We start from the raw sequence: 22,904 nt of genomic DNA, 5'->3' as shown, positions 1-22,904 counted from the left end.
CAGCTCCAGGAAGTAGCGGTCCTTGCCGAAGATGTCCTGGTACTCACCGGCCGCCTTGCGGGCTTCCTCGTACTGCCCCAGCCGCAGACGGGTCTGGAGCTCCCCGGAAGGGCAGCCGGTGGAGGCGATCAGGCCCTCCGACCACTGGGAGATCGTCTCCTTGTCCATGCGCGGCCACTTCTGCAGCCAGCCCTCGGCGTACGCGTCCGAGGAGAGCCGGAAGAGGTTGTGCAGACCGGTGTTGTTCGCCGCCCAGATCGTCTTGTGGGTGTAACCACCCGAACCGGACACGTCGTCGCGCTTCTGGTGCGGCTGGCCCCACTTGATCTTGCGCTTGTTGCGGCGGGACTCCGGGGCCACATACGCCTCGATGCCGATGATCGGCGTCACGCCGGCCTTCTGCGCGGAGTGGAAGAAGTCGTACGCCCCGTGGAGGTTGCCGTGGTCGGACATGGCGACGTGCGTCATGCCCATCTCATTACAGGCATTGAACATGTCCTTGAGCCGCGCGGCACCGTCCAGCAGCGAGTACTGGGTGTGGACGTGGAGGTGCGTAAAGGGCGGCTTGGTCACGGCGGGAGGCCTCCGGAGAACAGATGGCGACAGGCTGCGGGCAGTCTGGGGGGACAGCGGGGAAGTCTAATCCGGAGCGCTGACATCGAAGGCTGATATGGCGACGCGAGGCGTCTCGACGAGGGGCGGCGGTCGGGTGGCGGACGGGCGGGCACTCGGGGGTACCGTCGTGCGTTGGACTGGTCGGAACACCTGTCCAAAATGTTCGGAACACCCGTCCCACAGGTCATGCACGACCCTGCACCAGGAGGCACCCCGCGATGTCGGACCCGCAGCCCACCGCTGAGCAGCGCGGCGAGCAGATCCTCTCCGTCTTCGACACCGCGTTCGGCGAGCTGCTCGCCGCGGACCCCGCCGCCTTCCGCGTGAAGTTCCGGAAGATGGCCTCCTCCGCCTTCGCGTTCTACCGCGGCACGGCCTGCCTCTTCTACGGGGACCTGGAGCGCGAGCAGCACGGCGGTCCGTATCTGGACGACCGCACGGGACGGGTGTGGATCCACGGCGACCTGCACGCGGAGAACTTCGGCACGTACATGGACGCCCAGGGCCGGCTGATCTTCAACGTGAACGACTTCGACGAGGCGTATGTGGGCCCCTTCACCTGGGACCTGAAGCGCTTCGCCGCCTCCGTGGCCCTGATCGGGTACACGAAGGCGCTCAGCGACGAGCAGATCACCGACCTCGTCCGGATCTACGCGGCCGCGTACCGCGAGCGCATCCACGACCTGGCGACCGGCGCCAAGAGCGACGAGGTGCCGCCGTTCACCCTCGACACCGCCCAGGGCCCGCTCCTGGACGCCCTGCGCGACGCCCGCTCGCTGACCCGCTTCGGGCTCCTGGAGTCCATGACGGAGATCCGCGACTTCGAGCGCCGCTTCGCGCCCGGCGGCGGCTCCATCGAGCTCGACGCGGCCACCCGCTACAAGGTGCTCGCCGCCTTCGACGGCTATCTGGAGACGCTGCCCGAGTCCTCGCTCACCCGGCCCGACTCGTATCGGGTGAAGGACGTCGTCGGACGCCGCGGCATCGGCATCGGCTCCGCGGGCCTGCCGTCGTACAACATCCTCCTCGAGGGCAACAGCGACGCCTTGGAGAACGACGTCGTGATCTACCTCAAGCAGGCGCAGACCCCGGCCGTCTCGCGGCACATCACCGACGGCGCGGTCCGTGACTACTTCCGGCACGAGGGCCACCGCACGGTCATCTCGCAGCGCGCGCTCCAGGCGCACGCCGACCCGTGGCTCGGCTGGACCGAGCTGGACGGCGCCGGACAGCTGGTCGCCGAGGTCTCTCCGTACGCGGTGGACCTGGACTGGTCGGACATCGACGACTGGGAGGAGATCGCCGCGGTCATCGCCGACCTGGGCCGCGCCACCGCCACGATGCACTCCGCCGCCGACGACGAGAGCGGCCACTCGGACCTGGTGCCGTTCTCCACGGAGCGCGCGATCGACGCCGCCATCGCGGCGGACGAGGAGGGCTTCGGCGACCTCCTGGTGGACTTCGCCCACGAGTACGGCGCGCGGGCCCGCAGGGACCACCAGATCTTCGTCGACCTGTTCCGCAACGGCCGGATTCCCGGCCTGTAGGCACGACGACGCCGCCGTGCGACTCATAGGCACCCTTTAGGGCTGCCTTACGGGAGCACATGGCAGACTCAACTGCGCGATGGACATATCCGGGACCCAGCCAAGAGCCGTGCGCGCGGCGCTCTTCACGGCGCTCGTCGTGACGCTCTCCGCCGCGTCGCACGTGCTGCTCTCGCGTGCCCCGCTGCCGCTGCCCACCGTCGCCGTGATCGCCGCCGCCGTCTTCGTCATCGCGTACGCCCTGGCGGGACGCGAGCGCGGTTACGGCCGCATCGCCGCCCTGCTGATCCCGCTGGAACTGGCCGCCGACACGGTGTTCACCGCGGGGCAGCACGTCTGTTACGGCCAGGCGGGCGGGCCCGTCGCCGGCCCGCTGCGCTCCGTCGGCTTCGACGTGCTGTGCGGCGGCGGCAGCGTCGGCACCCCGCTGGCCCGGATGACCGGCGGCGACGGACACCGCGCCGCCGCGCTGCTCGCCGAGGCCGAGCCGAACTCCGCCTGGCTGCTGCTCGGCGCGCACATCGGGGTCGGCCTGCTCGCGGCGTTCTGGCTGCGGCGCGGCGAGCGTGCCCTGGCCCAGCTCCTGCGCGCCGTGGCGGCCTCCACCTTCCGGCCGTTGCTCGTCGCGGTCGCCGCGGTGCGCAGCCGCCCGCTGCCCCTTCGCCGCGGCCGGCGCCCCGCGCGCCGGGTGCGCTGCGCGCGTACGCGGCTTCTCGTGCATTTCGTGGGACGGCGTGGACCGCCGTGCTCGGCCGCCTTCGCCTGAGCAGCACCGTCCCCACACGCACGTCATTCCCACGGAGAACATCATCATGAGCAAGCGCAACAGCCAGGCGGCCAAGTCGGCGGCCCGCGAGCGGATCCGCGCCCAGCAGGAAGCCGAGCGCAAGCGTCAGAAGCGGAAGCGGTCGATGATCGTCGGCGGCTCGGTCGTCGCGGTCCTGGCGATCGCGGGCGGCATCGGCTACGCCGTCATGCAGGCCAACAAGCCCGGCCACTGGGAGGCCGCCGCGGACGAGAAGCTCGTCAAGCCGGCGAACTCCGCGGGCACGCAGGGCACGACCGTCGTCATCGGCAAGGACAGCGCCAAGAAGACCCTCAAGGTCTACGAGGACCCGCGCTGCCCGGTCTGCGCCAGCTTCGAGCAGACGGTCGGCCCGACGGTCGAGAAGGACCTGAAGGACGGCAAGTACAAGATCCAGTTCATCGGGGCCAGCTTCCTCGACCGCAACCTCACCGGCGAGGGCTCCAAGAACGCGCTCAGCGCGCTCGGCGCCGCCCTGAACGTGAGCGACCAGGCCTTCCTCGACTACAAGAAGGCGATGTTCTCCAAGGAGAACCACCCCTCCGAGACCGAGGACAAGTTCAAGGACGACGCCTACCTGACCAAGATCGCGGACCAGGTCCCCGAGCTCAAGAAGAGCAAGACCTTCGCGAAGGACGTCAAGAACGGCACGTACGACCGCTGGGCCCTGGAGATGTCGAAGAAGTTCGACGAGAACAAGGACGGCGTAGAGGGCACGCCCTCGTTCGTCATGGACGGCAAGAAGCTGACCGGCCCCGACAAGAAGAACGCGCCCTCGACGGTCGAGGACTACAAGAAGGCCGTCGACGAGGCACTCAAGGCCTGAGCGGACGCGACAGCCGTCCGCTGCGAGGCGCATGGCCGAAGAGCGGGCGAACGTTTCACCGTTCGCCCGCTCTTGGCGATTACTGATCAGTAAGGTAATCGCCCGTGACCAGTCGAATCAGCGAACACAGATCGTCCGACACCCCGGCTCCGAGCCGCCGTACGGTCGTCAAGGCCGCCGCTGCCACCGCGGCCCTCGCCCCGCTCGCCGCCGCACCTCTCGCGCACGCCGCCGACGGGCCCGCCTTCCACCACGGAGTCGCCTCCGGTGACCCGCTGCCCGACGGCGTCCTGCTGTGGACCCGCGTGACTCCGGTGCCGGAGGCCGTGCCGGGCTCCGGCAAGGGCCCGGACACCGAGGTGCGGTGGGAGGTGGCCGAGGACAAGGGCTTCACCCGCGTCGTCAGCCGCGGCAGCCTCACCGCGCGGGCCGCGGCCGACCACACGGTCAAGGCCGACGTAAGGGGCCTGAGCCCTGCCACCACCTATTACTTCCGCTTCTCCGCGGGGGACGTGCACTCCCCCGTGGGCCGCACCCGCACCACCCCCGCGCACGATGCGTCGGCCCCCGGCGTGCGCTTCGGCGTGGTGTCCTGCGCCAACTGGGAAGCCGGATACTTCTCCGCCTACCGCCATCTCGCGGCCCGCACCGAACTCGACGCGGTGCTGCACATCGGCGACTACATCTACGAGTACAAGAGCGGCGAGTACCCGGCCGCCGAGTACGGAGTACGGCGGCACGAGCCGCGGCACGAGATCGTCAGCCTCGCCGACTACCGCGTCCGGCACGGCGTCCACAAGACCGACCCGGACACGCAGGCGATGCACGCCGCGCACCCCCTGATCGCGATATGGGACGACCACGAGTTCGCCGACAACACCTGGTCGGGCGGCGCGGTGAACCACTCCGGGGAGACCGAGGGCGGCTGGGCGCAGCGCATGGCAGCCGCCAAGCAGGCCTACTTCGAGTGGATGCCCGTACGCCCTTCCACCGAAGGGACCGTCTACCGCCGGCTGCGCTTCGGCAAGCTGGCCGACCTGCACCTGCTCGACCTGCGCTCCTTCCGCTCCGAGCAGGCGGGCTTCGGCAGCGGTGACGTGGACGACCCGGACCGTACGATCACGGGGCGCGCCCAGCTCGACTGGCTGAAGGCAGGGCTCGCCGCGTCCGACGCCTCCTGGAAGCTCGTCGGCACCTCCGTGATGATCTCGCCGGTCGCCTTCGGCTCCGTACCGGCGCATCTCCTCGAGCCCATCGCGGAGTTGCTCGGCCTGCCCTCGGAAGGCCTCGCGATCAACGGCGACCAGTGGGACGGCTACACCGACGACCGCAAGGAGCTCATCTCGCACCTGGTCGACAACGCCGTGCGGAACACGGTCTTCCTCACCGGGGACATCCACATGGCCTGGGCGAACGACGTGCCGGTCAGGGCCGCCACGTACCCCGCATCGCCCTCGGCGGCCACGGAGTTCGTGGTCACCTCGGTGACGTCGGACAACGTGGACGACCTGCTGCACGTCGCCCCGCACACCCTCTCGCTGGTCGCGGTGGGCGCGGTGAAGGCGGCCAACCGCCATGTGAAGTGGCTGGACATGGACTCCCACGGCTACGGCGTCCTCGACGTCACCGCCGAGCGCTCGCAGATGGACTACTACGTCCTGTCCGACCGCAAGGACCCCCGGGCGACGTCCAGGTGGGCCCGTTCGTACCGCACCCTCAGCGGCACCCAGAAGGTCGAGCGGGCGTACTCACCGGTGCGCTGACCGGGTCACACGCGCTCGGAACCGCCCTCTACTCTTGTGACATGAGTGACCCGGGGGATGTGGTGGACGGTCGCTTCGAGCTCCTGGAGCGGCTCGGCAGCGGAGGCATGGGCACGGTGTGGCGGGCACGTGACACCGTGCTGCACCGCGAGGTGGCCGTCAAAGAGGTGCGGCCCGCGAGGAACGAGCTGACGGACGAGCAGTCGCGCGTCCTGCGGGAGCGGGTGCTGCGCGAGGCCAGGGCGCTCGCGCGGCTCAACCACCCGCATGTAGTCACGATCCACCACATCGTGGACTCGGGGCCGCACCCCTGGCTCGTGATGGAGCTGCTGCCGGGGCGCACGCTCCAGGACCTCCTGGAAGAAGGCACGCTGCCGCCGCACGAGGCGGCGCGCATCGGCCGCGAGCTGCTCTCGGCGCTGCGCGTCGCCCACGCGGCGGGCATCCAGCACCGGGACGTGAAGCCCGCGAACGTACTGCTGCGGGACGAAGTGCCGGGCGGCCCAGGCGTCTCCGTGGTCCTCACGGACTTCGGCATCGCCTCGCTGCTCGGCTCCGACCAGCTGACCGCGACCGGCGATCTGATCGGCTCCCCCGAGTACATCGCGCCCGAGCGCATCCGCGGAACCGACCAGGGCCCGGCGGCCGACCTCTGGTCACTCGGCATCGTCCTGTACGTCGCCGTGGAGGGCGTCAGCCCGCTGCGCCGCGCCACGACACTGGCCACGCTCGCCGCCGTCCTGGACGAGCCGGTGCCGGCGCCGGTGCGCTCGGGGCCGCTCACCCCGGTCCTGGCCGCCCTCCTGGTGCGGGACCCGGCGCTGCGCCCGGACGCCGGGCGCCTGGACGCGATGCTCGCCGCGGTGGCCGACGGCAGCTCCTGGCAGCCGACGGAGACCGCGCGACGGCCTCCTGTCACGGCGGGGGCGCCAGCGGTTGGGACACCCACGATGGGGACACCGCCCGCCGCGCCCCGACGACGTGCGCCCGTGATCGTCGCGGCGGTCGCCGTCGCGGTCGCCATGGTGGCAGGCACCGCGCTGGTGCTCGCGCTGCGGGACGGGTCGAAGACCGACAGCGCGCGGGGCGAGGGCGGCGCGAGAGCCTCGGCGAAGGCCTCGCCCGAGGCGTCACCGAAGCCCGCGAAGACACCCGGAACCCCGGGGAGCCCTGAGTCCTCCCCCGGCACCCCGCCCGCGTCGGGCAGCTGGATCGCCCAGCTCTTCTCCGAACCCGTCGGCTCCTCCGGCACGGACGACCGTGACCGCCGGCTCGCGGCCGTGCGCGAGGACGTGCCGGAGGCGCGGTATCTGCGCAGCGACGACTACGCGTCGCTGCGGCCGGGTTTCTGGGTGATCTACGCTCCGGGGCCCTTCGCGGACGGCCGGGAGGCGCTGCGGTTCTGCGCCGAGCGCGGCAGGACCACCGACGAGGACTGCGCCGGGCGGTATCTCAGCTCCAGCGGTGCCGACTCCGGCCTGCTGTGCAAGCCTCCCGCGAGCGCCCCCGTGGGACGCTGCGCGCGCCCGTGAGCCGCGGCGCTCGCCGCTACAGCGTCTGCAGGAAGCCGATCGCCGTCCGCCACGTCGCCTCCGCCGCGTCGGCGTCGTAGTCGTCCAGGTCGGGGTCGGTGAAGATGTGCCCGGCCCCCGCGTAGCGGTAGACCTCGACGTCGGCGCCCGTGCGGCCCATCTGGAGGTACCACGCGCTCAGCCAGTCGTCCGTCTCGAACGGGTCGGGCTCGGCCACGTGCAGCTGCACCGGCAGCTCGTCCACCGTCGTGTTCTCGGCGATGTCGGACGTGCCGTGCAGGAGCAGCAGGCCGCGTGCCTTGTCGTCGCCGAGGGCGAGGGTCTGCGCGGTCGCCGCGCCGAACGAGAAGCCCGCGTAGACGAGACCGCGCTCGGAGTAGGGCGCGGCGGCCAGGATCGCCCGCTTCAGGAGCTCGTCCTTGCCGAGCTCGTCCTTGAAGGCCATGCCTTCCTCGACGGTGTCGAAGGTGCGTCCGTCGAACAGATCGGGCGTCCACACCTCGTGGCCCTCGGCACGCAGCCGGTCGGCCGCCGCGTGCACCGCGGGCCGCAGCCCGTACGTCGAGTGGAAAAGCATGATGTTCATGGGGCCATCGTGCCACTTACCCTCGGGGGCATGGAGAACGTACTGCGTCCGTTGATCGTGGTCGGCGGCTCGGTCGTGCTCACGCTGGCCGTTGTCTGGCTGGCCGATGTGCTGCTGCGCCGCGCCGACGACCGTCACCCCGACACCCCCCTGTGGGGCCTGCTGCGCCGCTGCCGACTGCCCTCCCGACTGTCCCTGTGTGCCGCCCTGTTGCGCGGCTCGTTCGAACACGCGGAGATCGGAAAGGATCACTCGGCGGGTATCGCGCAGTCTCTGACCCTGGTGCTCATCGGGTCGGTGGCCTGGCTCCTCGTCCGTATCGCGACGGCCATCGTGGAGGCCACCTACGCCCAGTACGCCAACGCGCACCGCGATCCGGCCCGCGTCCGGCGTGTGCGTACGCAGGTCACACTCATCCAGCGGGTGGTCACCGCGATCGTCGGTGTCGTGGCCGTCGGAGCGATGCTGCTCACCTTCCCCGCCATGCAGGCGGCCGGCACGTCCCTGCTCGCGTCGGCCGGTGTACTCGGCATCGTCGCGGGCGTCGCCGCCCAGTCCACGCTGTCGAATCTCTTCGCGGGGCTGCAGATCGCCTTCGGCGACATGGTGCGGATCGGTGACACGGTCGTCGTGGACGGCGAGTGGGGCACGATCGACGAGATCACCCTGACCTTCCTGGCCGTACGGACCTGGGACGAGCGGCGGATCACGATGCCGGTGTCCTACTTCGTGTCCAAGCCCTTCGAGAACTGGTCGCGCGGCGGCGCCCAGATGACCGGCACGGTCTTCTTCCAGCTGGACCACAGCGCGCCCATCAACGAGATGCGGGAGAAGCTCCAGGACATCCTGCGCGAGTGCGCCGCCTGGGACGGCAGGGACTGGGGCCTGGCGGTCACGGACACGACGCCGAACACGATCCAGGTCCGCGCCCTGGTCACCGCCAAGGACGCGGACGACATCTGGACGGTGCGGGTCACCGTGCGCGAGCACCTGGTCCGCTGGCTGACCGAACACCACGCGTACGCCCTGCCGAAGGTCAGCACGGCCTGGGCCGAACTGCCGCCGGACGACGACGGCCCGCATCCGCCCCCGCCGATAGTGCCCCGCACGGGCCGGGGCTGAGCTCCCGGGCCTCCCTCAGGACCGCAGGCTGCGCATGTCGAGATGGTGCAGGACCCGGTCGACGATCTCCGGATCGGCGCCGGGTTCGCTGCGCGCGGCGAGGATCTCGTGGCGGGCGGCCGACATCATGTCGCGCTGGATGCGCTGGACCGCCTTGAGACGGCTGGCGCGCTTGGAGTACCGCTCGCGCCGTTCGTCGTCGACGATGTCGGGGCTGATCCTGGCCCCGATGTCGAAGGCCCCGCGCAGCAGCCGCTCCGCGAGGTCCTCGGGCAGTTCCTCGACCTCTTCGATCTCCTTGAGGCGCCGCTTGGCGGCCTTGGCGGCCCGTACGGCCAGCTCGCGCTCGATGGCCCGCTCGGCGTCCGTGTCCGCACGCACGCCGAGCTTCTTGACCAGCCAGGGCAAGGTGAGCCCCTGTACGACGAGGGTCGCCATGATGACGCAGAAGGCGATGAAGATGATCTCGTCACGGGCGGGGAAGGGATCGCCGTTCTCCGTCTTCAGCGGGATGGCGAGAGCCAGGGCGACCGACGCCACGCCCCGCATCCCGGACCACCACATGACCACGGTCTCGCGCCAGGTGGTCGGGATCTCCTCGTCGTAGTCCCGCAGCTTGTGCAGCCGCTTGGCGAGCCAGGTGGCGGGCAGCAGCCACAGCAGCCGTACGCCGACGACGACCGCGACGACCGCACAGCCCCAGCCGATCATCTGCAGCTCACGGCCGTTCGCCGTGCCGAAGACGTTGTGCAGTTCGAGCCCGATCAGACCGAAGGCGACGCCCGTGACCAGCGTGTCGACGATCTGCCAGAACGTCTGTCCGGTGATCCGCCCGAGCACGTCGTCGGCGTCGGCGCCGTTCTCCGCGAGGTAGAGCGCGGTGGTCAGTACGGCGAGCACGCCGGAGCCCATCAGCTCCTCGGCGAGGACATAGCTCACAAAGGGCACGAGGAGCGTCAGGCCGGTCTGGAGGGTGGCCTCGCCGAGCAGCCCCATGAGCTTGTTGGTGATCCAGCCGAGCGCGATCCCGATGGCGACGGCGACCACCCCGGAGAGCACGAGCTGCCCCACCGCGGACGGCCAGGAGAACGTCCCGCTGACCGCCGCCGCGATGGCCACGTGGTAGAGCACGATCGCCGTGACGTCGTTGAAGAGGCCCTCCCCCTCCAGGATCGACACGAGCCGCCGCGGCAGCCCGAGCGACCCCGCGACGGCCGTCGCGGCGACCGGGTCGGGCGGCGCCACGAGGGCGCCGAGCGCCACGGCGGCGGCGATCGGCAGGCCGGGGACGACGGAGTTGGCCATCGCGGCGACCGCCGCGGTCGTCACGAAGACGAGGGCCACGGCGAGCAGGAAGATGGGGCGTCTGTTCGCCGCGAACTGCCGCCAGGAGGTGCGCTGGACGGACGCGTACAGCAGGGGCGGCAGGACCAGCGGCAGGATGTAGTCGGGCGGCAGCTCGATGTTGGGGACCCAGCTCACGAAGGCGAGGGCGATCCCGGCCAGCGTCATGAGGATGGGCGCGGGCAGTCCGAGCCGCTCGCCGAGCGGCACCGTCACCACGGCGCCGAGCAGGAGAATGAGCAGCAGCGCCAATTGATCCACGGTGCGCCCTCCGGCGATTCGAGACGGTTCGGGAGAGTCCGGGAGAGTTCGAGACTCGGACGATCAAGACCTCAACCCTGCCACGCCTGCCGCGCGTACCGCGTCAGGACCCCTCCGCCACCCCGCCCCGCCGGCGCTCAGTCCAGCGTCTTGCGCATCGCCCGGTGCGCGATCCCCGCGTCCTGGAACTCGGGGCCGTAGACCTCGTACCCCAGCCGTTCGTAGAACCCGAGGGCATGCGTCTGGGCGTGCAGGTCGACGGCGACGAGGCCACGCGCGCGTGCCGCGTCCTCGATGGCCCGCACCAGGGCGGCGCCTATGCCGAGTCCGCGCGCGTCCTTGCTCACCGCGAGCCGGCCGAGCGCCCCGACCTCGGGGTCGCCGCCGTTCTTCGCCGCGGCGGCCGGACCGGTGAGCAGCCGGCCCGCGCCCAGCGGCAGTCCGTCGTCGCGGACCGCGAGGACGTGCACGGCCCCGGCGTCATACGCGTCGTACTCCACGTCCTCGGGGACCCGCTGCTCGACGACGAAGACCTCCTTGCGGACCCTGAAGCAGGCCTCCACGTCGTCGGCTCCGGCCGCGACCCGGCAGCTGACCCCGACGCTCATGAGCTCTCCGCCCGCACCCGGTCCAGCGCCTGCTGGAGGTCGTCGGGGTAGGTGCTCTCGAACTCCACCCACTGCCCGTCGCCGGGGTGCTCGAAGCCGAGCCGCACCGCGTGCAGCCACTGGCGCGTGAGGCCGAGCCGCTTGGCGAGCGTGGGGTCGGCGCCGTACGTCATGTCGCCCACGCACGGGTGCCGGTGGGCCGCCATGTGCACGCGGATCTGGTGGGTGCGCCCGGTCTCCAGCTTGATGTCGAGCAGCGAGGCCGCGCGGAACGCCTCGATGAGGTCGTAGTGCGTGACGGAGGGCTTGCCCTCGGCCGTGACCGCCCATTTGTAGTCGTGCTGCGGGTGGCGGCCGATGGGGGCGTCGATCGTGCCGCTCATCGGGTCGGGGTGGCCCTGCACAAGGGCGTTGTAGCGCTTGTCGACCGTGCGCTCCTTGAACTGGCGCTTCAGCGAGGTGTACGCGCGCTCCGACTTGGCGACCGCCATCAGACCGGACGTGCCCACGTCGAGGCGGTGCACGATGCCCTGGCGCTCGGCGGCCCCGGAGGTCGAGATGCGGTACCCGGCGGCGGCGAGGCCGCCGATCACCGTGGTGCCGGTCCAGCCGGGGCTCGGGTGCGCGGCCACGCCCACCGGCTTGACGATCACGAGGATGTCGTCGTCGTCATGGATGATCTCCATGCCCTCGACGGGCTCGGCGACGACCTGCACCGGAGCGGGCGCCTGCGGCATCTCCACCTCCAGCCAGGCGCCGCCGTGCACGCGCTCGGACTTGCCGACCACGGAGCCGTCGACCATCACCTTGCCTGCCGCCGCGAGCTCGGCGGCCTTCGTGCGGGAGAAACCGAACATGCGGGAGATGGCGGCGTCGACGCGCTCGCCCTCCAGACCGTCCGGCACGGGCAGGGTACGGATCTCGGGAATCGTGCTCACCCATTGAGTATGCAGGAGGCCACCGACACTCCCGCACCACCAGGCCCCGGGCCGGGACCTGCCGGGATCCCCGGTCAGTCCTTGTGGACGGTCCCGTCCGGGTCCAGGCCGCGGAACGACAGGATCACGATCAGGAAGCCGCCGCACACGATCGCCGAGTCCGCGAGGTTGAACACCGCGAAGCCCTTCGGCGCGATGAAGTCGACCACCGCTCCCTCGAACACGCCGGGGGCACGGAAGATCCGGTCGGTGAGGTTGCCCAGGGCGCCGCCGAGCAGCATGCCGAGGGCGATCGCCCAGGGCATGCTGTAGAGCTTGCGGGCCAGGCGGGCGATCACCACGATCACCGCCGCCGCGATGCAGGTGAAGATCACGGTGAAGGCCTCGCCGATCCCGAACGCGGCCCCCGCGTTCCGGATGGCGTTGAACTGCAGCCAGTCGCCGATGATCTCGATCGGCTCGTGGTGTTCGAGCTTCGCGACGACGATCATCTTGCTGATGAGGTCCATGGCGTACGCGAGTACGGCCACCGCGAACAGGACGAGGATCTTGCGCTTGCCCCTGCCCGGCTTCTCGTCCGGGGAGGCCTGCTCGGCCGACTCGTCCCCGGCCTCGTCCTGCCCGGCCGCCTCAGGGATGTCCGGCGTACCGATGATGCGCTCCGCCTCTGCCACGTGAGTCCCTCAACCTAGGTACCTGACTGGGGACGAGGGTACGGCACACACGTACGGCATCAGGTGGTCAGGCCGTGTTCAGTAGCGCCGTTCCTGCTTCTGCTTGCAGTCCATGCACAGGGTCGCTCGCGGGAAGGCCTGCATCCGCGCCTTTCCGATCGGATTCCCGCAGTTCTCGCAGATGCCGTACGTCCCGGCGTCCAGACGCTCCAGGGCGCGCTCGGTCTGGTCGAGCATCTCGCGCGCGTTGGCGGCAAGGGACATCTCGTGTTCCCGCGTGATGTTCTTGGTACCGGTGTCCGCCTCGTCGTCGCCCGCGCCGTCCCCGGAGTCCCGCATCAGACCCGCCAGGGCGTCCTCGGACGCGGAGATCTCGGCTCCGAGCCGCAGCGCCTCGCTCTGCAGCTCCGCACGGGCCTCCTCGGCCTCCTCGGGGGTCCAGGGGTCCTCGCCGGGCCGGACCGCGAGCTCACCGGGTTCCGCGGCGGCGACACGCGCCTTGGGCACCGCCGTCGGCTCCTTGGCCGCCGTCGCCGTGCCCGGAGTCTTCTTCGTGACCACTGTCGTGGCTCCCGTCGTCTCCGCGGCCTGAGCCGCACCCTCGGCCGCTGTCGCAGCCGTCTCCTCGGCCGTGCTTTCGCCGACCGTGCTCTTCTTGGCAGCCGTCTTCTTCGCCGGCGACTTCCTTGCGGGGGTCTTCTTCGCCGCGGACGCCTTCTTCGCCGCGGCGGACTCCTTGACGGCGGGCTCCCCTGCGGGCTCCTTGGCCGCGTCCTCCCCGGCCCCTGCCCTCCGGCCCGCATCGGCGACCTTGGCGACCGCCTTCTTGGCGACGGCCTTCTTGGCCGCCGCCTTCTTCGCCACGGCCGTCTTGGCGGCCGCCTTCTTCGTGGTCTTCCCGGCGGGCTTCTCGGCCGCGGCCTTTTCGCCCGTGGCCTTCTCGGCCGCGGCCTTCTCGCCCGTGGCTCTGCCCGACGCCGAACGCTGTACGGCGGTCTTCTTCGCCACCATGGCCGCGGCCCCTTCACATTTTGTGATCTTGCTCGCGCAATCGTGCTGGGACGATAAATCGACTCGGAGCCCGCGGCAACGGGGCACGCCGCCGGATTCGCCCGCCCCACGGGCGCCGGGCGACGAGCATGCATGCGTCTTTCCCAGCTCCCGGCCCGGTAATCCGCCCGGCGCGACGGGCCGGGATCCGGGCACTCCGCATGTCGCCATTCGGGTCAGGCCCCGTGGCCTCGACGGCACCCGGCATCAGCCCGCCCGAGGCCAGGAAACGGCCTATTATGGGGCATAAGCGAAGAAGGTGCGTCATGCGCAAGACAGCCGACTGCCGGGAATTCCCGAGCGAGACCCACTGCACTCTGGCCATCTCCGGAGAGGAGGAGGAAGTGGTCCGCGCCGCCAGCGAGCACGCCGTGTCCGTCCACGGCCACACCGACAGCCCGGAGCTGCGGAAGATGGTCCGCGAATCCCTCCGGGACGAGGTCCCCCAGCACGCCTGAGCGACCCCGCCCGCCCCGGATAACCGGTCGGCCCGGCGCGCCCCGGCCCCGTACACTGGGCGCAGCGAGAAGCGTGGATGGGGACGAGTAGCGGCGTAAGCGGCCATGAGCGACCCGGGGACGGTGTGAGCCCGGGGGCAGGCGCGACGTGAAGATCACCCCGGAGCCGCCGGAAGAACCGCCCGCAGAGGACCCCCGGGTCCGCCGCAGGCCAGTAGACCCGGCATCGCGACCCCAATGAGGGGGCTTTCCCGTGCGCCACACGCGTCGGGGAGGCCAAGGAGGGTGGTACCGCGGGAGCGCGACAAGGGCTCTCGTCCCTCCGACGGAACGGAATCGTCCGCCGGAGGAAGCGCGTTGAACACGCAGCCGTTGAATACGCAGCCGCAGTACCGCCAGGTGCCCGCCCAGGTCGACCTGCCCGCCCTCGAGCACGCCGTGCTCGACTTCTGGCGCGAGCAGAAGATCTTCGCCAAGAGCCTCGAGCAGTCCGAGGGCCGCCCCGAGTGGGTGTTCTACGAAGGCCCGCCCACCGCCAACGGCATGCCGGGCGCCCACCACATCGAGGCCCGCGTCTTCAAGGACGTCTTCCCGCGCTTCAGGACCATGCGGGGCTATCACGTGGCCCGCAAGGCCGGCTGGGACTGCCACGGCCTCCCCGTCGAGCTCGCGGTCGAGAAGGAGCTCGGGTTCAACGGCAAGAAGGACATCGAGGCGTACGGCATCGCCGAGTTCAACGCCAAGTGCCGCGAGTCCGTGACCCGGCACACCGACGCCTTCACCGAGCTCACGACCCGCATGGGCTACTGGGTCGACCTCGACGACGCCTACCGCACCATGGACCCCGAGTACGTCGACTCGGTCTGGTGGTCCCTGAAGGAGATCTTCGACAAGGACCTCCTGGTCCAGGACCACCGCGTCGCCCCCTGGTGCCCGCGCTGCGGCACCGGCCTCTCCGACCACGAGCTGGCGCAGGGCTACGAGACGGTCGTCGACCCCTCCGTCTTCGTCCGCTTCCCGCTCACCGGTGGCCCCCTCGCGGACCAGGCGTCCCTCCTGGTGTGGACGACCACTCCGTGGACCCTCGTCTCGAACACCGCGGTCGCCGCGCACCCGGACGTCACGTACGTCGTCGCGACGAACGGTGAAGAGAAGCTCGTCGTCGCCGAGCCGCTCGTCGAGAAGGCGCTCGGCGAGGCCTGGGAGACCACAGGGCAGACCTTCACGGGCGCCGAGATGGAGCGCTGGACCTACCAGCGCCCCTTCGAGTTGGTCGAGTTCCCGGCTCCCGCGCACTTCGTCGTCAACGCCGACTACGTGACCACCGAGGACGGCACCGGTCTGGTCCACCAGTCCCCCGCCTTCGGTGAGGACGACCTCAAGGTCTGCCGCTCGTACGGCCTCCCGGTCGTGAACCCGGTGCGCCCCGACGGCACCTTCGAGGAGGACGTCCCGCTCGTGGGCGGCGTCTTCTTCAAGAAGGCCGACGAAAGGCTCACCGAGGACCTCCAGGACCGCGGTCTGCTCTTCAAGCACATCCCGTACGAGCACAGCTATCCGCACTGCTGGCGCTGCCACACGGCCCTCCTCTACTACGCGCAGCCGTCCTGGTACATCCGCACGACGGCCGTCAAGGAGCGTCTCCTCCAGGAGAACGAGAAGACCAACTGGTTCCCGGACTCGGTCAAGCACGGCCGCTTCGGCGACTGGCTGACCAACAACGTCGACTGGGCACTGTCCCGCAACCGCTACTGGGGCACCCCGCTGCCCATCTGGCGCTGCGAGGAAGGTCACTTGACCTGTGTGGGCTCGCGCGCCGAGCTCTCCGGGCTGACGGGCACCGACCAGTCGGAGCTCGACCCGCACCGTCCGTACATCGACGCGGTCACCTTCCCCTGCCCGACCTGCCAAGCGACCGCGACGCGCGTCCCCGAGGTCATCGACGCGTGGTACGACTCCGGTTCGATGCCGTTCGCGCAGTGGGGCTACCCGCACAAGAACAAGGAGATCTTCGAGAGCCGGTACCCGGCGCAGTTCATCTCGGAGGCCATCGACCAGACCCGCGGCTGGTTCTACACGCTGATGGCCGTCGGCACCCTGGTCTTCGACAAGTCGAGCTACGAGAACGTGGTCTGCCTCGGCCACATCCTCGCCGAAGACGGCCGCAAGATGTCCAAGCATCTGGGCAACACCCTCGACCCCGTCCCGCTCATGGACCAGCACGGCGCCGACGCGGTGCGCTGGTTCATGGCGGCCGGCGGCTCCCCGTGGGCGGCCCGCCGCGTGGGCCACGGCACGATCCAGGAGGTCGTCCGCAAGACGCTCCTCACGTACTGGAACACGGTCGCCTTCCAGGCCCTGTACGCCCGTACGTCGCAGTGGGCCCCCGGCGACGCCGACCCGGCGCCCGCCGACCGCCCGCTCCTGGACCGCTGGCTGCTCAGCGAGCTGCACGCGCTCACCGACCAGGTCACCGGGGCCCTGGAGAACTACGACACCCAGCGCGCGGGCAAGCTCCTGTCCACGTTCGTCGACAACCTCTCCAACTGGTACGTACGCCGCTCGCGGCGCCGCTTCTGGCAGGGCGACAAGGCGGCCCTGCGCACCCTGCACGAGGTCCTGGAGACGGTCACCCGCCTCATGGCCCCGCTGACGCCGTTCATCGCCGAGCGCGTCTGGCAGGACCTGGTGGTGCCGGTCACCCCGGACGCCCCGGAGTCGGTCCACCTGACGTCCTGGCCCGAGGCCGACCTGTCGGCGATCGACCCGGACCTGTCGCGGCAGATGGTGCTCGTACGCCGCCTGGTGGAGCTCGGCCGCGCCACGCGCGCGGAGTCGGGCGTCAAGACCCGCCAGCCGCTCTCCCGCGCCCTGATCGCGGCCACGGGCTTCGAGTCGCTCAACCCGGAGCTGCACGCCCAGATCACCGAGGAGCTCAATGTCTCCTCGCTCGCGTCGCTCTCCGAGGTCGGGGGCTCACTGGTCGACACCACCGCCAAGGCCAACTTCCGCGCGCTCGGCAAGCGCTTCGGCAAGGGCGTCCAGGCGGTCGCCAAGGCCGTCGCCGACGCGGACGCCGCCGCGCTGTCCCTGGCCCTGCGCGAGGGCACGGCGTCGGTCGAGGTGGACGGCGAGAAGATCACGCTGGCCCCGGACGAGGTCATCATCACGGAGACCCCGCGCGAGGGCTGGTCGGTCGCGTCCGACTCCGGTGCCACGGTCGCCCTCGACCTGGAGATCACCGAGGAACTGCGCCGGGCGGGCCTCGCCCGTGACGCGATCCGCCTGATCCAGGAGGCCCGCAAGAACAGCGGCCTGGACGTCGCGGACCGGATCGCCCTGCGCTGGACCTCCACGGACCCGGCCGTGATCACGGCCCTTTCCGACCACGCGGTGCTGATCGCGGACGAGGTCCTCGCCACGGACTTCGGACAGGGCGAGGCCGACGAGGCGTACGGCGAGCCGTTCACGGACGAGTCCCTGTCGCTCACGTTCCGCCTCCGCAAGGCGTAACCGCACCGGGAAGCAGCGAAGGCCCGGCCCCGCCAGAGATCCTGGCGGGGCCGGGCCTTCGGCGTTGTGGGCCGCACACTCACCCGTGCGAAGGGCCGCCCGCACAAAAGGGCGAGGCCCCCAGAAGAACTGGGGGCCTCGCCCTGAACGCTGCCGACGCCTAAGGCGCGGGAACGGCCGTCAGTTGTCGTCCTCGTCGATGAGGAAGCCACGCATCGGCGACGGGGCCTGCTGCATGGGCTGCGGGGCCTGCGGCCGCACCGGCGCCATCGGCTGGGTCATCGCCGGCGACATCTGCTGCTGACCGCCGCCGTAGGACGGACCGCCGGTGGGCTGGTTGCCGCCCATCGACTGGTTGCCGCCGTACGACGGGGCGCCCGCGCCGGCCGGTGCCATGGAAGGCGCCGGGGACGGCGGAAGGGAAGCCGTCGCCGGGGTCCGCGGCGGGGCCAGCGAGTCGTCGGCCTGGGTCTCCAGCTGACGGAGCTGCGACTCCAGGTAGGACTTCAGACGCGTGCGGTACTCGCGCTCGAAGCCGCGCAGGTCCTCGACCTTGCGCTCCAGCGTGGCGCGGGCGGACTCCAGGGAGCCCATCGCGACGCGGTGCTTCTCCTGCGCGTCCCGCTCCAGGGCGTCGGCCTTGGCACGGGCGTCACGCTCGAGGCCCTCGGCGCGCGAGCGCGCCTCGCCGACGATCTTGTTGGCCTCGGAACGGGCCTCCGCGATCGCCTGGTCGGCCGTCTGCTGGGCAAGGGACAGCACACGTGCGGCGCTGTCGCCACCGGGGCCCTGGCCGGGCTGGGGCATCTGCGGACCGTGACCGCCCATGGGACCACCCATGGGGCCGCCCATCGGACCGCCCTGACCCATCGGGCCCGGACCCTGCGGACCGCCCTGCGGGCCGTGCCCGCTGGGACCCGCGGGCAGCTGCGGCGCGCCACCGGGCAGCTGCGGCGGACCGCCCATCTGCTGGTGCTGCGGATGCTGCTGCGGGTGCTGCTGCTGCGGCGGCACCGGCTGCGGTCCTGATATAGCGGCGGGCACCGGTGCGCCGGGACCGCGCTGGTCCTGCGGTTCCGGAGGCTTGCGCATGCCGCCCTGTTGCTGGTTCTGGGCGGCGGCGCGGGTTGCCGCGGCCAGTTTGGCGCGCAAGTCCTCGTTCTCGCGGAGCAAGCGAGTCAGTTCGGCTTCGACCTCATCGAGGAAGGCATCGACCTCGTCCTCGTCATAGCCTTCTCGGAGGCGGACGGTCGTGAACTGCTTGTTCCGCACGTCCTCGGGGGTCAACGGCATCTCTTCACCTCAACGTAGTCGTCGGCATTCGGCAAGACCGTATCGTTCACAAGCCGCTCACGACGGTGATCAGGATGTAGACGATGATCATCAGTACGAAGAAGGACAGGTCGAGCGCCACGCCCCCGAGACGCAGCGGCGGAATGAACCGCCGCAGAAGCTTGAGCGGTGGATCAGTGACAGTGTAGGTGGCCTCCAGAACGACCACCATCGGCTTGCCGGGTTGCCATGAGCGGGCGAACTGGAAGACGTAGTCCATGACCAACCGGAAGATCAGCACGATGAGGAAGCACATCAGCGCGATGTAAAGCACCTGCAAGACCACGCCCATGTTCGCGGTTCCCTCTCCCCTGTTGCTCGTGCTGCGTCTACCGGTTCTGCGTTACTGCGTCACTTGCGTCTCAGCTCTGGTTGAAGAACCCGCCCTCTGCGATGCGAGCCTTGTCCTCCGCCGTTACATCGACGTTAGCAGGCGACAACAGGAACACCTTCTGCGTCACTCGCTCAATGCTGCCATGAAGGCCGAAGACCAGACCGGCGGCAAAGTCGACAAGTCGCTTCGCATCCGTGTCGTCCATCTCCGTCAGATTCATGATCACCGGAGTGCCCTCGCGGAAGTGTTCCCCGATGGTACGGGCCTCGTTGTACGTCCGCGGGTGCAGCGTGGTGATGCGGTAGGGCTCCCGCTCGGACACGACCTTGGGCATGATCACCGGTGCGTTCTTCTCCAGGCTCTGGCGTTCAGGTGTGATGGATGCCACGGGGGCGATTCGTGCCGGACGTCCGGATTCCGCGGCTAGCGAAGCGGAATGGGCGACCGGCTCACGCTGTGCGGGGGGCTGCACCACTCGTACCGATTCGTCCCGGTCGGACACATGTGCCTGACGGGAACTGTGCGACTGGTGCGGCGGCTCGTGCCGCCTGCGGTCCCGCTCGGGCTCCGGCTCGGGTTCGAACTCGTCATCGGGGTCGAACCCCGGACCGTCATACCCGTCGTCCTCCACGAGGCCGAGGTAGACCGCCATCTTGCGCATCGCGCCGGCCATGCTCTGAGTCCTCCGCTCTGTGGTGGATCGGCTGTCGTCACCAACTGCCCGCGATCCACGAGGCCTCCCCGCCCAACAGCGAGAATGACCATATTTTCTGCTGTGGTCCGACTTCTTGGCGACGTTACCCGAGCCCGGGTCGGACTCCGAGTACCGCCGTACCGACGCGCACATGTGTCGCTCCGGCCGCCACGGCCTGTTCGAGGTCCGCACTCATCCCTGCCGACACCATGTTCGCAGCAGGATGAGCCGCGCGCATGAGGGTTGCGAATTCCATCAACCGCTCGAACGCCGCCTGTTGCCGTCCCGCGTACGGACCGGTGAGCGGCGCCACGGTCATCAGACCGTCGAGCCGCAGCCCCGGAGCCTCGGCCACCAGGCCGGCCAACTCTTCGATTCCGCCGGGGCCCACGCCCCCGCGTTCGCCCCGCCCGTTCTCCCCGGCGTCGAGGGCTACCTGGATCAGGCAGCCGAGTTCCCGCTCCGCGCGCACCGCCCCCGCCGACAGGGCCGTGACGAGCTTGGGACGGTCCACGGACTGGACCACATCGGCATAACCGACCACAGAACGGACCTTGTTGGTCTGCAATTGACCGACAAAGTGCCAAGTAAGGGGCAGATCCGAGCAGTCGGCGGCCTTGGGGGCCGCGTCCTGGTCCCGGTTCTCGGCGACATGACGCACACCGAGTTCCGAGAGGATCCGCACATCGCTCGCGGGATAGGTCTTGGTGACCACGATCAGGGTCACCTCGTCGCGCTTGCGCCCGGCCGCCGCGCACGCCGCGGCGATGCGCTCTTCGACCTGCGCCAGATTTGCGGCGAGTTGAGACTTACGGTCCGTCATGCCCTATCAGTCCAGCCAGACATAGCCCGCGAGACGACCGGTGGTCCGGTCGCGGCGGTACGAGAAATGATCACCGGATTCCCGGGTGCACACCGGCGACTGCTCCCGGTCGCGCACCCCGAGCCGGTCCAGCTGGGCGTGCACCCCCGCGGTCACGTCGACCGCCGGCGTGCCCCAGCTCGTCTCGGCGTACGCCGCGGGCTCGATCGCGGCGACCTCGGCTCGCATCGCCTCCGGAACTTCGTAGCAACGGCCGCAGACGGCGGGCCCGGTACGGGCGATGACGCGGGCCGGGTCGGCGCCCAGCTTCGTCATCGCCTCGACGGCGGCGGGGACGACCCCCGCCAGCATCCCCGGCCGCCCGGCGTGCGCCGCCGCGGCGACCTTGGCCACCGGGTCGGCGAGCAGGACGGGCGTGCAGTCCGCGGTGAGCACCGCGAGGGCCAGGCCCCGGCGGGCGGTCACCACGGCGTCGACCGCCGGGATCTCGGCGTCCGAGCCCCAGGGCCCGTCGACCACGACGACGTCGGGGCCGTGCACCTGGTTCATCCAGACGACCCGCTCGGGGTCGATGCCGAGCGACGTGGCGGCCAGCGTGCGGTTGGTGCGCACCGACTGCGGGTCGTCGCCGACCGCGCCGCCGAGATTGAGCTCTTCGTACGGAACGGCGCTCACCCCGCCCCACCTGTCGGTGAAGGCGAAGTGCGCGCCGCTCACGGTGCTGTGCCGGCTTATCACTTCAGGAAGTCCGGCACGTCCAGCTCTTCGGCCTGGCTGTCCGAGTAGGGACGGGCCGGCGGAACCTGCGGCGGGGCCACGGGCGCGGACGGGGTTTCGTTGACCGGAGTCACCTCGACGGGCTCCGGGGCCGACGGCTCCTCGTGCGTCGTGACGCTGCCGAGACCGCCGTAGGGCGAACGGGACTCGGCCGCGGGGCGGCTCGGGGCCGCGGGCTGTTCGTCGCGCGGCTTGGACGAGGACGCCGAACCAAGGACGGTGTCCCGCTTGGACGGCGGCTGTCCGCCGTCGAAGCCCGCCGCGATGACGGTGACCCGGACCTCGTCGCCCAGGGCGTCGTCGATGACGGCGCCGAAGATGATGTTCGCCTCGGGGTGGGCCGCCTCGCTGACCAGTTGGGCCGCTTCGTTGATCTCGAAGAGACCGAGGTCGGAGCCGCCGGAGATGGAGAGCAGGACGCCCCGCGCTCCGTCGATGGACGCCTCCAGGAGTGGCGAGGAGATCGCCATCTCGGCGGCGGCCACCGCGCGGTCGTCGCCGCGGGCCGAGCCGATGCCCATGAGGGCCGAACCGGCCTCGGACATGACCGACTTGACGTCGGCGAAGTCGAGGTTGATCAGGCCCGGCGTCGTGATGAGGTCGGTGATGCCCTGGACACCGGAGAGCAGGACCTGGTCCGCCGACTTGAAGGCGTCGAGGACGGAGACCTGGCGGTCCGAGATGGACAGGAGCCGGTCGTTGGGGATGACGATGAGGGTGTCGACCTCTTCGCGCAGCTCCGCGATCCCGTCCTCGGCCTGGTTGGCGCGACGACGGCCCTCGAAGGTGAACGGCCGGGTGACGACGCCGATGGTCAGGGCGCCCAGGGAGCGGGCGATGTTGGCGACGACGGGTGCGCCGCCGGTGCCGGTGCCACCGCCTTCGCCGGCGGTCACGAAGACCATGTCGGCCCCCTTGAGGACCTCCTCGATCTCCTCGCGGTGGTCCTCGGCCGCCTTGCGGCCGACTGCCGGGTTGGCTCCGGCGCCGAGGCCGCGGGTGAGTTCACGGCCCACGTCGAGCTTGACGTCGGCGTCGCTCATCAACAGGGCTTGCGCGTCGGTGTTGATGGCGATGAACTCGACGCCCTTGAGACCGACCTCGATCATCCGGTTGATGGCATTGACACCACCGCCGCCGACACCGATGACTTTGATGACTGCGAGGTAGTTCTGCGGTGCTGCCACGTCGAAGGCCTCTCGCCTCGAGTTACGTGTCGCCGCCTCGCGGTCAAGCGCCGCGACGACTGATGCCGAATGGGACGGTCCGAACGCCGACCCGAACCCTAACGCTGAAGTTTAG

Annotated in this window: 21 protein-coding genes; 8 read left to right on the top strand and 13 right to left on the bottom strand. The window is 70.4% G+C overall.

From position 1 onward, the window contains the following. Positions 1 to 573 (bottom strand): PHP domain-containing protein (locus IE226_RS13750; RefSeq protein WP_190081412.1); only part of this gene is annotated, 573 nt, incomplete at its 3' end. A 260-nt stretch (positions 574 to 833) separates the two neighbouring features. Here IE226_RS13750 and IE226_RS13745 point away from each other — a divergent pair. From IE226_RS13745 to IE226_RS13725, 5 genes are all read left to right on the top strand, one after another. Next, entirely contained in the window at positions 834 to 2,162 is a 1,329-nt protein-coding gene (locus IE226_RS13745) for a DUF2252 domain-containing protein (RefSeq protein WP_190081411.1), read from the top strand. 79 nt (positions 2,163 to 2,241) lie between these two features. Continuing rightward, positions 2,242 to 2,928 carry a hypothetical protein gene (locus IE226_RS13740; protein ID WP_190081410.1) on the top strand — a complete coding sequence of 229 codons (687 nt, stop codon included), beginning with the start codon at positions 2,242 to 2,244 and terminating at the stop codon, positions 2,926 to 2,928. A 46-nt stretch (positions 2,929 to 2,974) separates the two neighbouring features. After that, positions 2,975 to 3,793: a thioredoxin domain-containing protein gene (locus tag IE226_RS13735; RefSeq protein ID WP_190081409.1), complete on the top strand. Its 819-nt coding sequence runs from the start codon at positions 2,975 to 2,977 to the stop codon at positions 3,791 to 3,793. Between the two features lie 104 nt (positions 3,794 to 3,897). Further along, on the top strand, positions 3,898 to 5,556 hold the full coding sequence (locus IE226_RS13730; protein WP_190081408.1) for an alkaline phosphatase D family protein: 1,659 nt from the start codon (positions 3,898 to 3,900) through the stop codon (positions 5,554 to 5,556). Between the two features lie 41 nt (positions 5,557 to 5,597). After that, positions 5,598 to 7,088: a serine/threonine-protein kinase gene (locus IE226_RS13725; RefSeq protein ID WP_190081407.1), complete on the top strand. Its 1,491-nt coding sequence runs from the start codon at positions 5,598 to 5,600 to the stop codon at positions 7,086 to 7,088. Between the two features lie 16 nt (positions 7,089 to 7,104). On the opposite strand, the gene IE226_RS13720 is transcribed toward IE226_RS13725, so the two are convergent. Next, positions 7,105 to 7,674, bottom strand: coding sequence for a dienelactone hydrolase family protein (locus IE226_RS13720; protein WP_190081406.1), 570 nt, complete (start codon positions 7,672 to 7,674; stop codon positions 7,105 to 7,107). Between the two features lie 30 nt (positions 7,675 to 7,704). On the opposite strand from IE226_RS13720, the gene IE226_RS13715 reads away from it, so the two are divergent. Continuing rightward, positions 7,705 to 8,796, top strand: coding sequence for a mechanosensitive ion channel family protein (locus IE226_RS13715; RefSeq protein ID WP_190081405.1), 1,092 nt, complete (start codon positions 7,705 to 7,707; stop codon positions 8,794 to 8,796). Positions 8,797 to 8,811: 15 nt separating this feature from the next. Here the strand turns inward: IE226_RS13715 and IE226_RS13710 are convergent, their stop codons facing one another. The 5 genes from IE226_RS13710 to IE226_RS13690 form a co-directional block, all read right to left on the bottom strand. Continuing rightward, entirely contained in the window at positions 8,812 to 10,401 is a 1,590-nt protein-coding gene (locus IE226_RS13710) for a Na+/H+ antiporter (RefSeq protein ID WP_190081404.1), read from the bottom strand. A gap of 137 nt (positions 10,402 to 10,538) precedes the next feature. Then, positions 10,539 to 11,009, bottom strand: coding sequence for a GNAT family N-acetyltransferase (locus tag IE226_RS13705; protein ID WP_190081403.1), 471 nt, complete (start codon positions 11,007 to 11,009; stop codon positions 10,539 to 10,541). Next, entirely contained in the window at positions 11,006 to 11,947 is a 942-nt protein-coding gene (locus tag IE226_RS13700) for an RluA family pseudouridine synthase (protein WP_190081402.1), read from the bottom strand. Before IE226_RS13700 ends, IE226_RS13705 begins: the two co-directional genes overlap by 4 nt. 74 nt (positions 11,948 to 12,021) lie before the next feature. Beyond that, on the bottom strand, positions 12,022 to 12,621 hold the full coding sequence (lspA, locus tag IE226_RS13695; RefSeq protein ID WP_190081401.1) for a signal peptidase II: 600 nt from the start codon (positions 12,619 to 12,621) through the stop codon (positions 12,022 to 12,024). Positions 12,622 to 12,699: 78 nt separating this feature from the next. Then, the gene (locus tag IE226_RS13690) at positions 12,700 to 13,632 is read right to left on the bottom strand and encodes a TraR/DksA family transcriptional regulator (RefSeq protein WP_190081400.1); all 933 of its coding nucleotides are present in this window, start codon (positions 13,630 to 13,632) and stop codon (positions 12,700 to 12,702) included. A gap of 305 nt (positions 13,633 to 13,937) precedes the next feature. Between IE226_RS13690 and IE226_RS13685 the strand changes: the two genes are divergently transcribed. After that, complete coding sequence (locus IE226_RS13685; protein ID WP_190081399.1) at positions 13,938 to 14,129, top strand: DUF1059 domain-containing protein; 192 nt, start codon at positions 13,938 to 13,940, stop codon at positions 14,127 to 14,129. 372 nt (positions 14,130 to 14,501) lie between these two features. Then, complete coding sequence (gene ileS, locus IE226_RS13680; RefSeq protein WP_190081468.1) at positions 14,502 to 17,642, top strand: isoleucine--tRNA ligase; 3,141 nt, start codon at positions 14,502 to 14,504, stop codon at positions 17,640 to 17,642. Positions 17,643 to 17,822: 180 nt separating this feature from the next. On the opposite strand, the gene IE226_RS13675 is transcribed toward ileS, so the two are convergent. The 6 genes from IE226_RS13675 to ftsZ all read right to left on the bottom strand — a co-directional run bounded on the left by IE226_RS13675 (position 17,823) and on the right by ftsZ (position 22,789). Beyond that, a complete protein-coding gene (locus IE226_RS13675) occupies positions 17,823 to 18,935 on the bottom strand; it encodes a DivIVA domain-containing protein (RefSeq protein WP_190081398.1) in 1,113 nt (370 codons plus the stop codon). A gap of 46 nt (positions 18,936 to 18,981) precedes the next feature. After that, positions 18,982 to 19,266: a YggT family protein gene (locus IE226_RS13670; RefSeq protein ID WP_190081397.1), complete on the bottom strand. Its 285-nt coding sequence runs from the start codon at positions 19,264 to 19,266 to the stop codon at positions 18,982 to 18,984. A gap of 70 nt (positions 19,267 to 19,336) precedes the next feature. After that, positions 19,337 to 19,981, bottom strand: a complete 645-nt coding sequence (locus tag IE226_RS13665; RefSeq protein ID WP_190081396.1) for a cell division protein SepF — start codon at positions 19,979 to 19,981, stop codon at positions 19,337 to 19,339. A 124-nt stretch (positions 19,982 to 20,105) separates the two neighbouring features. Next, positions 20,106 to 20,825, bottom strand: a complete 720-nt coding sequence (locus tag IE226_RS13660) for a YggS family pyridoxal phosphate-dependent enzyme (protein ID WP_190081395.1) — start codon at positions 20,823 to 20,825, stop codon at positions 20,106 to 20,108. 6 nt (positions 20,826 to 20,831) lie between these two features. Beyond that, positions 20,832 to 21,563, bottom strand: coding sequence for a peptidoglycan editing factor PgeF (gene pgeF / locus IE226_RS13655; RefSeq protein WP_190081394.1), 732 nt, complete (start codon positions 21,561 to 21,563; stop codon positions 20,832 to 20,834). Then, entirely contained in the window at positions 21,560 to 22,789 is a 1,230-nt protein-coding gene (gene ftsZ / locus IE226_RS13650) for a cell division protein FtsZ (RefSeq protein ID WP_190081393.1), read from the bottom strand. The genes pgeF and ftsZ overlap by 4 nt, the downstream gene beginning before the upstream one ends. Positions 22,790 to 22,904 lie beyond the last annotated feature (115 nt).

This window comes from Streptomyces longisporoflavus (genome assembly GCF_014649775.1).
In the GTDB taxonomy this organism is placed as follows: domain Bacteria; phylum Actinomycetota; class Actinomycetes; order Streptomycetales; family Streptomycetaceae; genus Streptomyces; species Streptomyces longisporoflavus.
The sequence above is the reverse complement of the archived record's forward strand: the minus strand, read 5'-3'. Positions and strand labels throughout refer to the sequence as shown.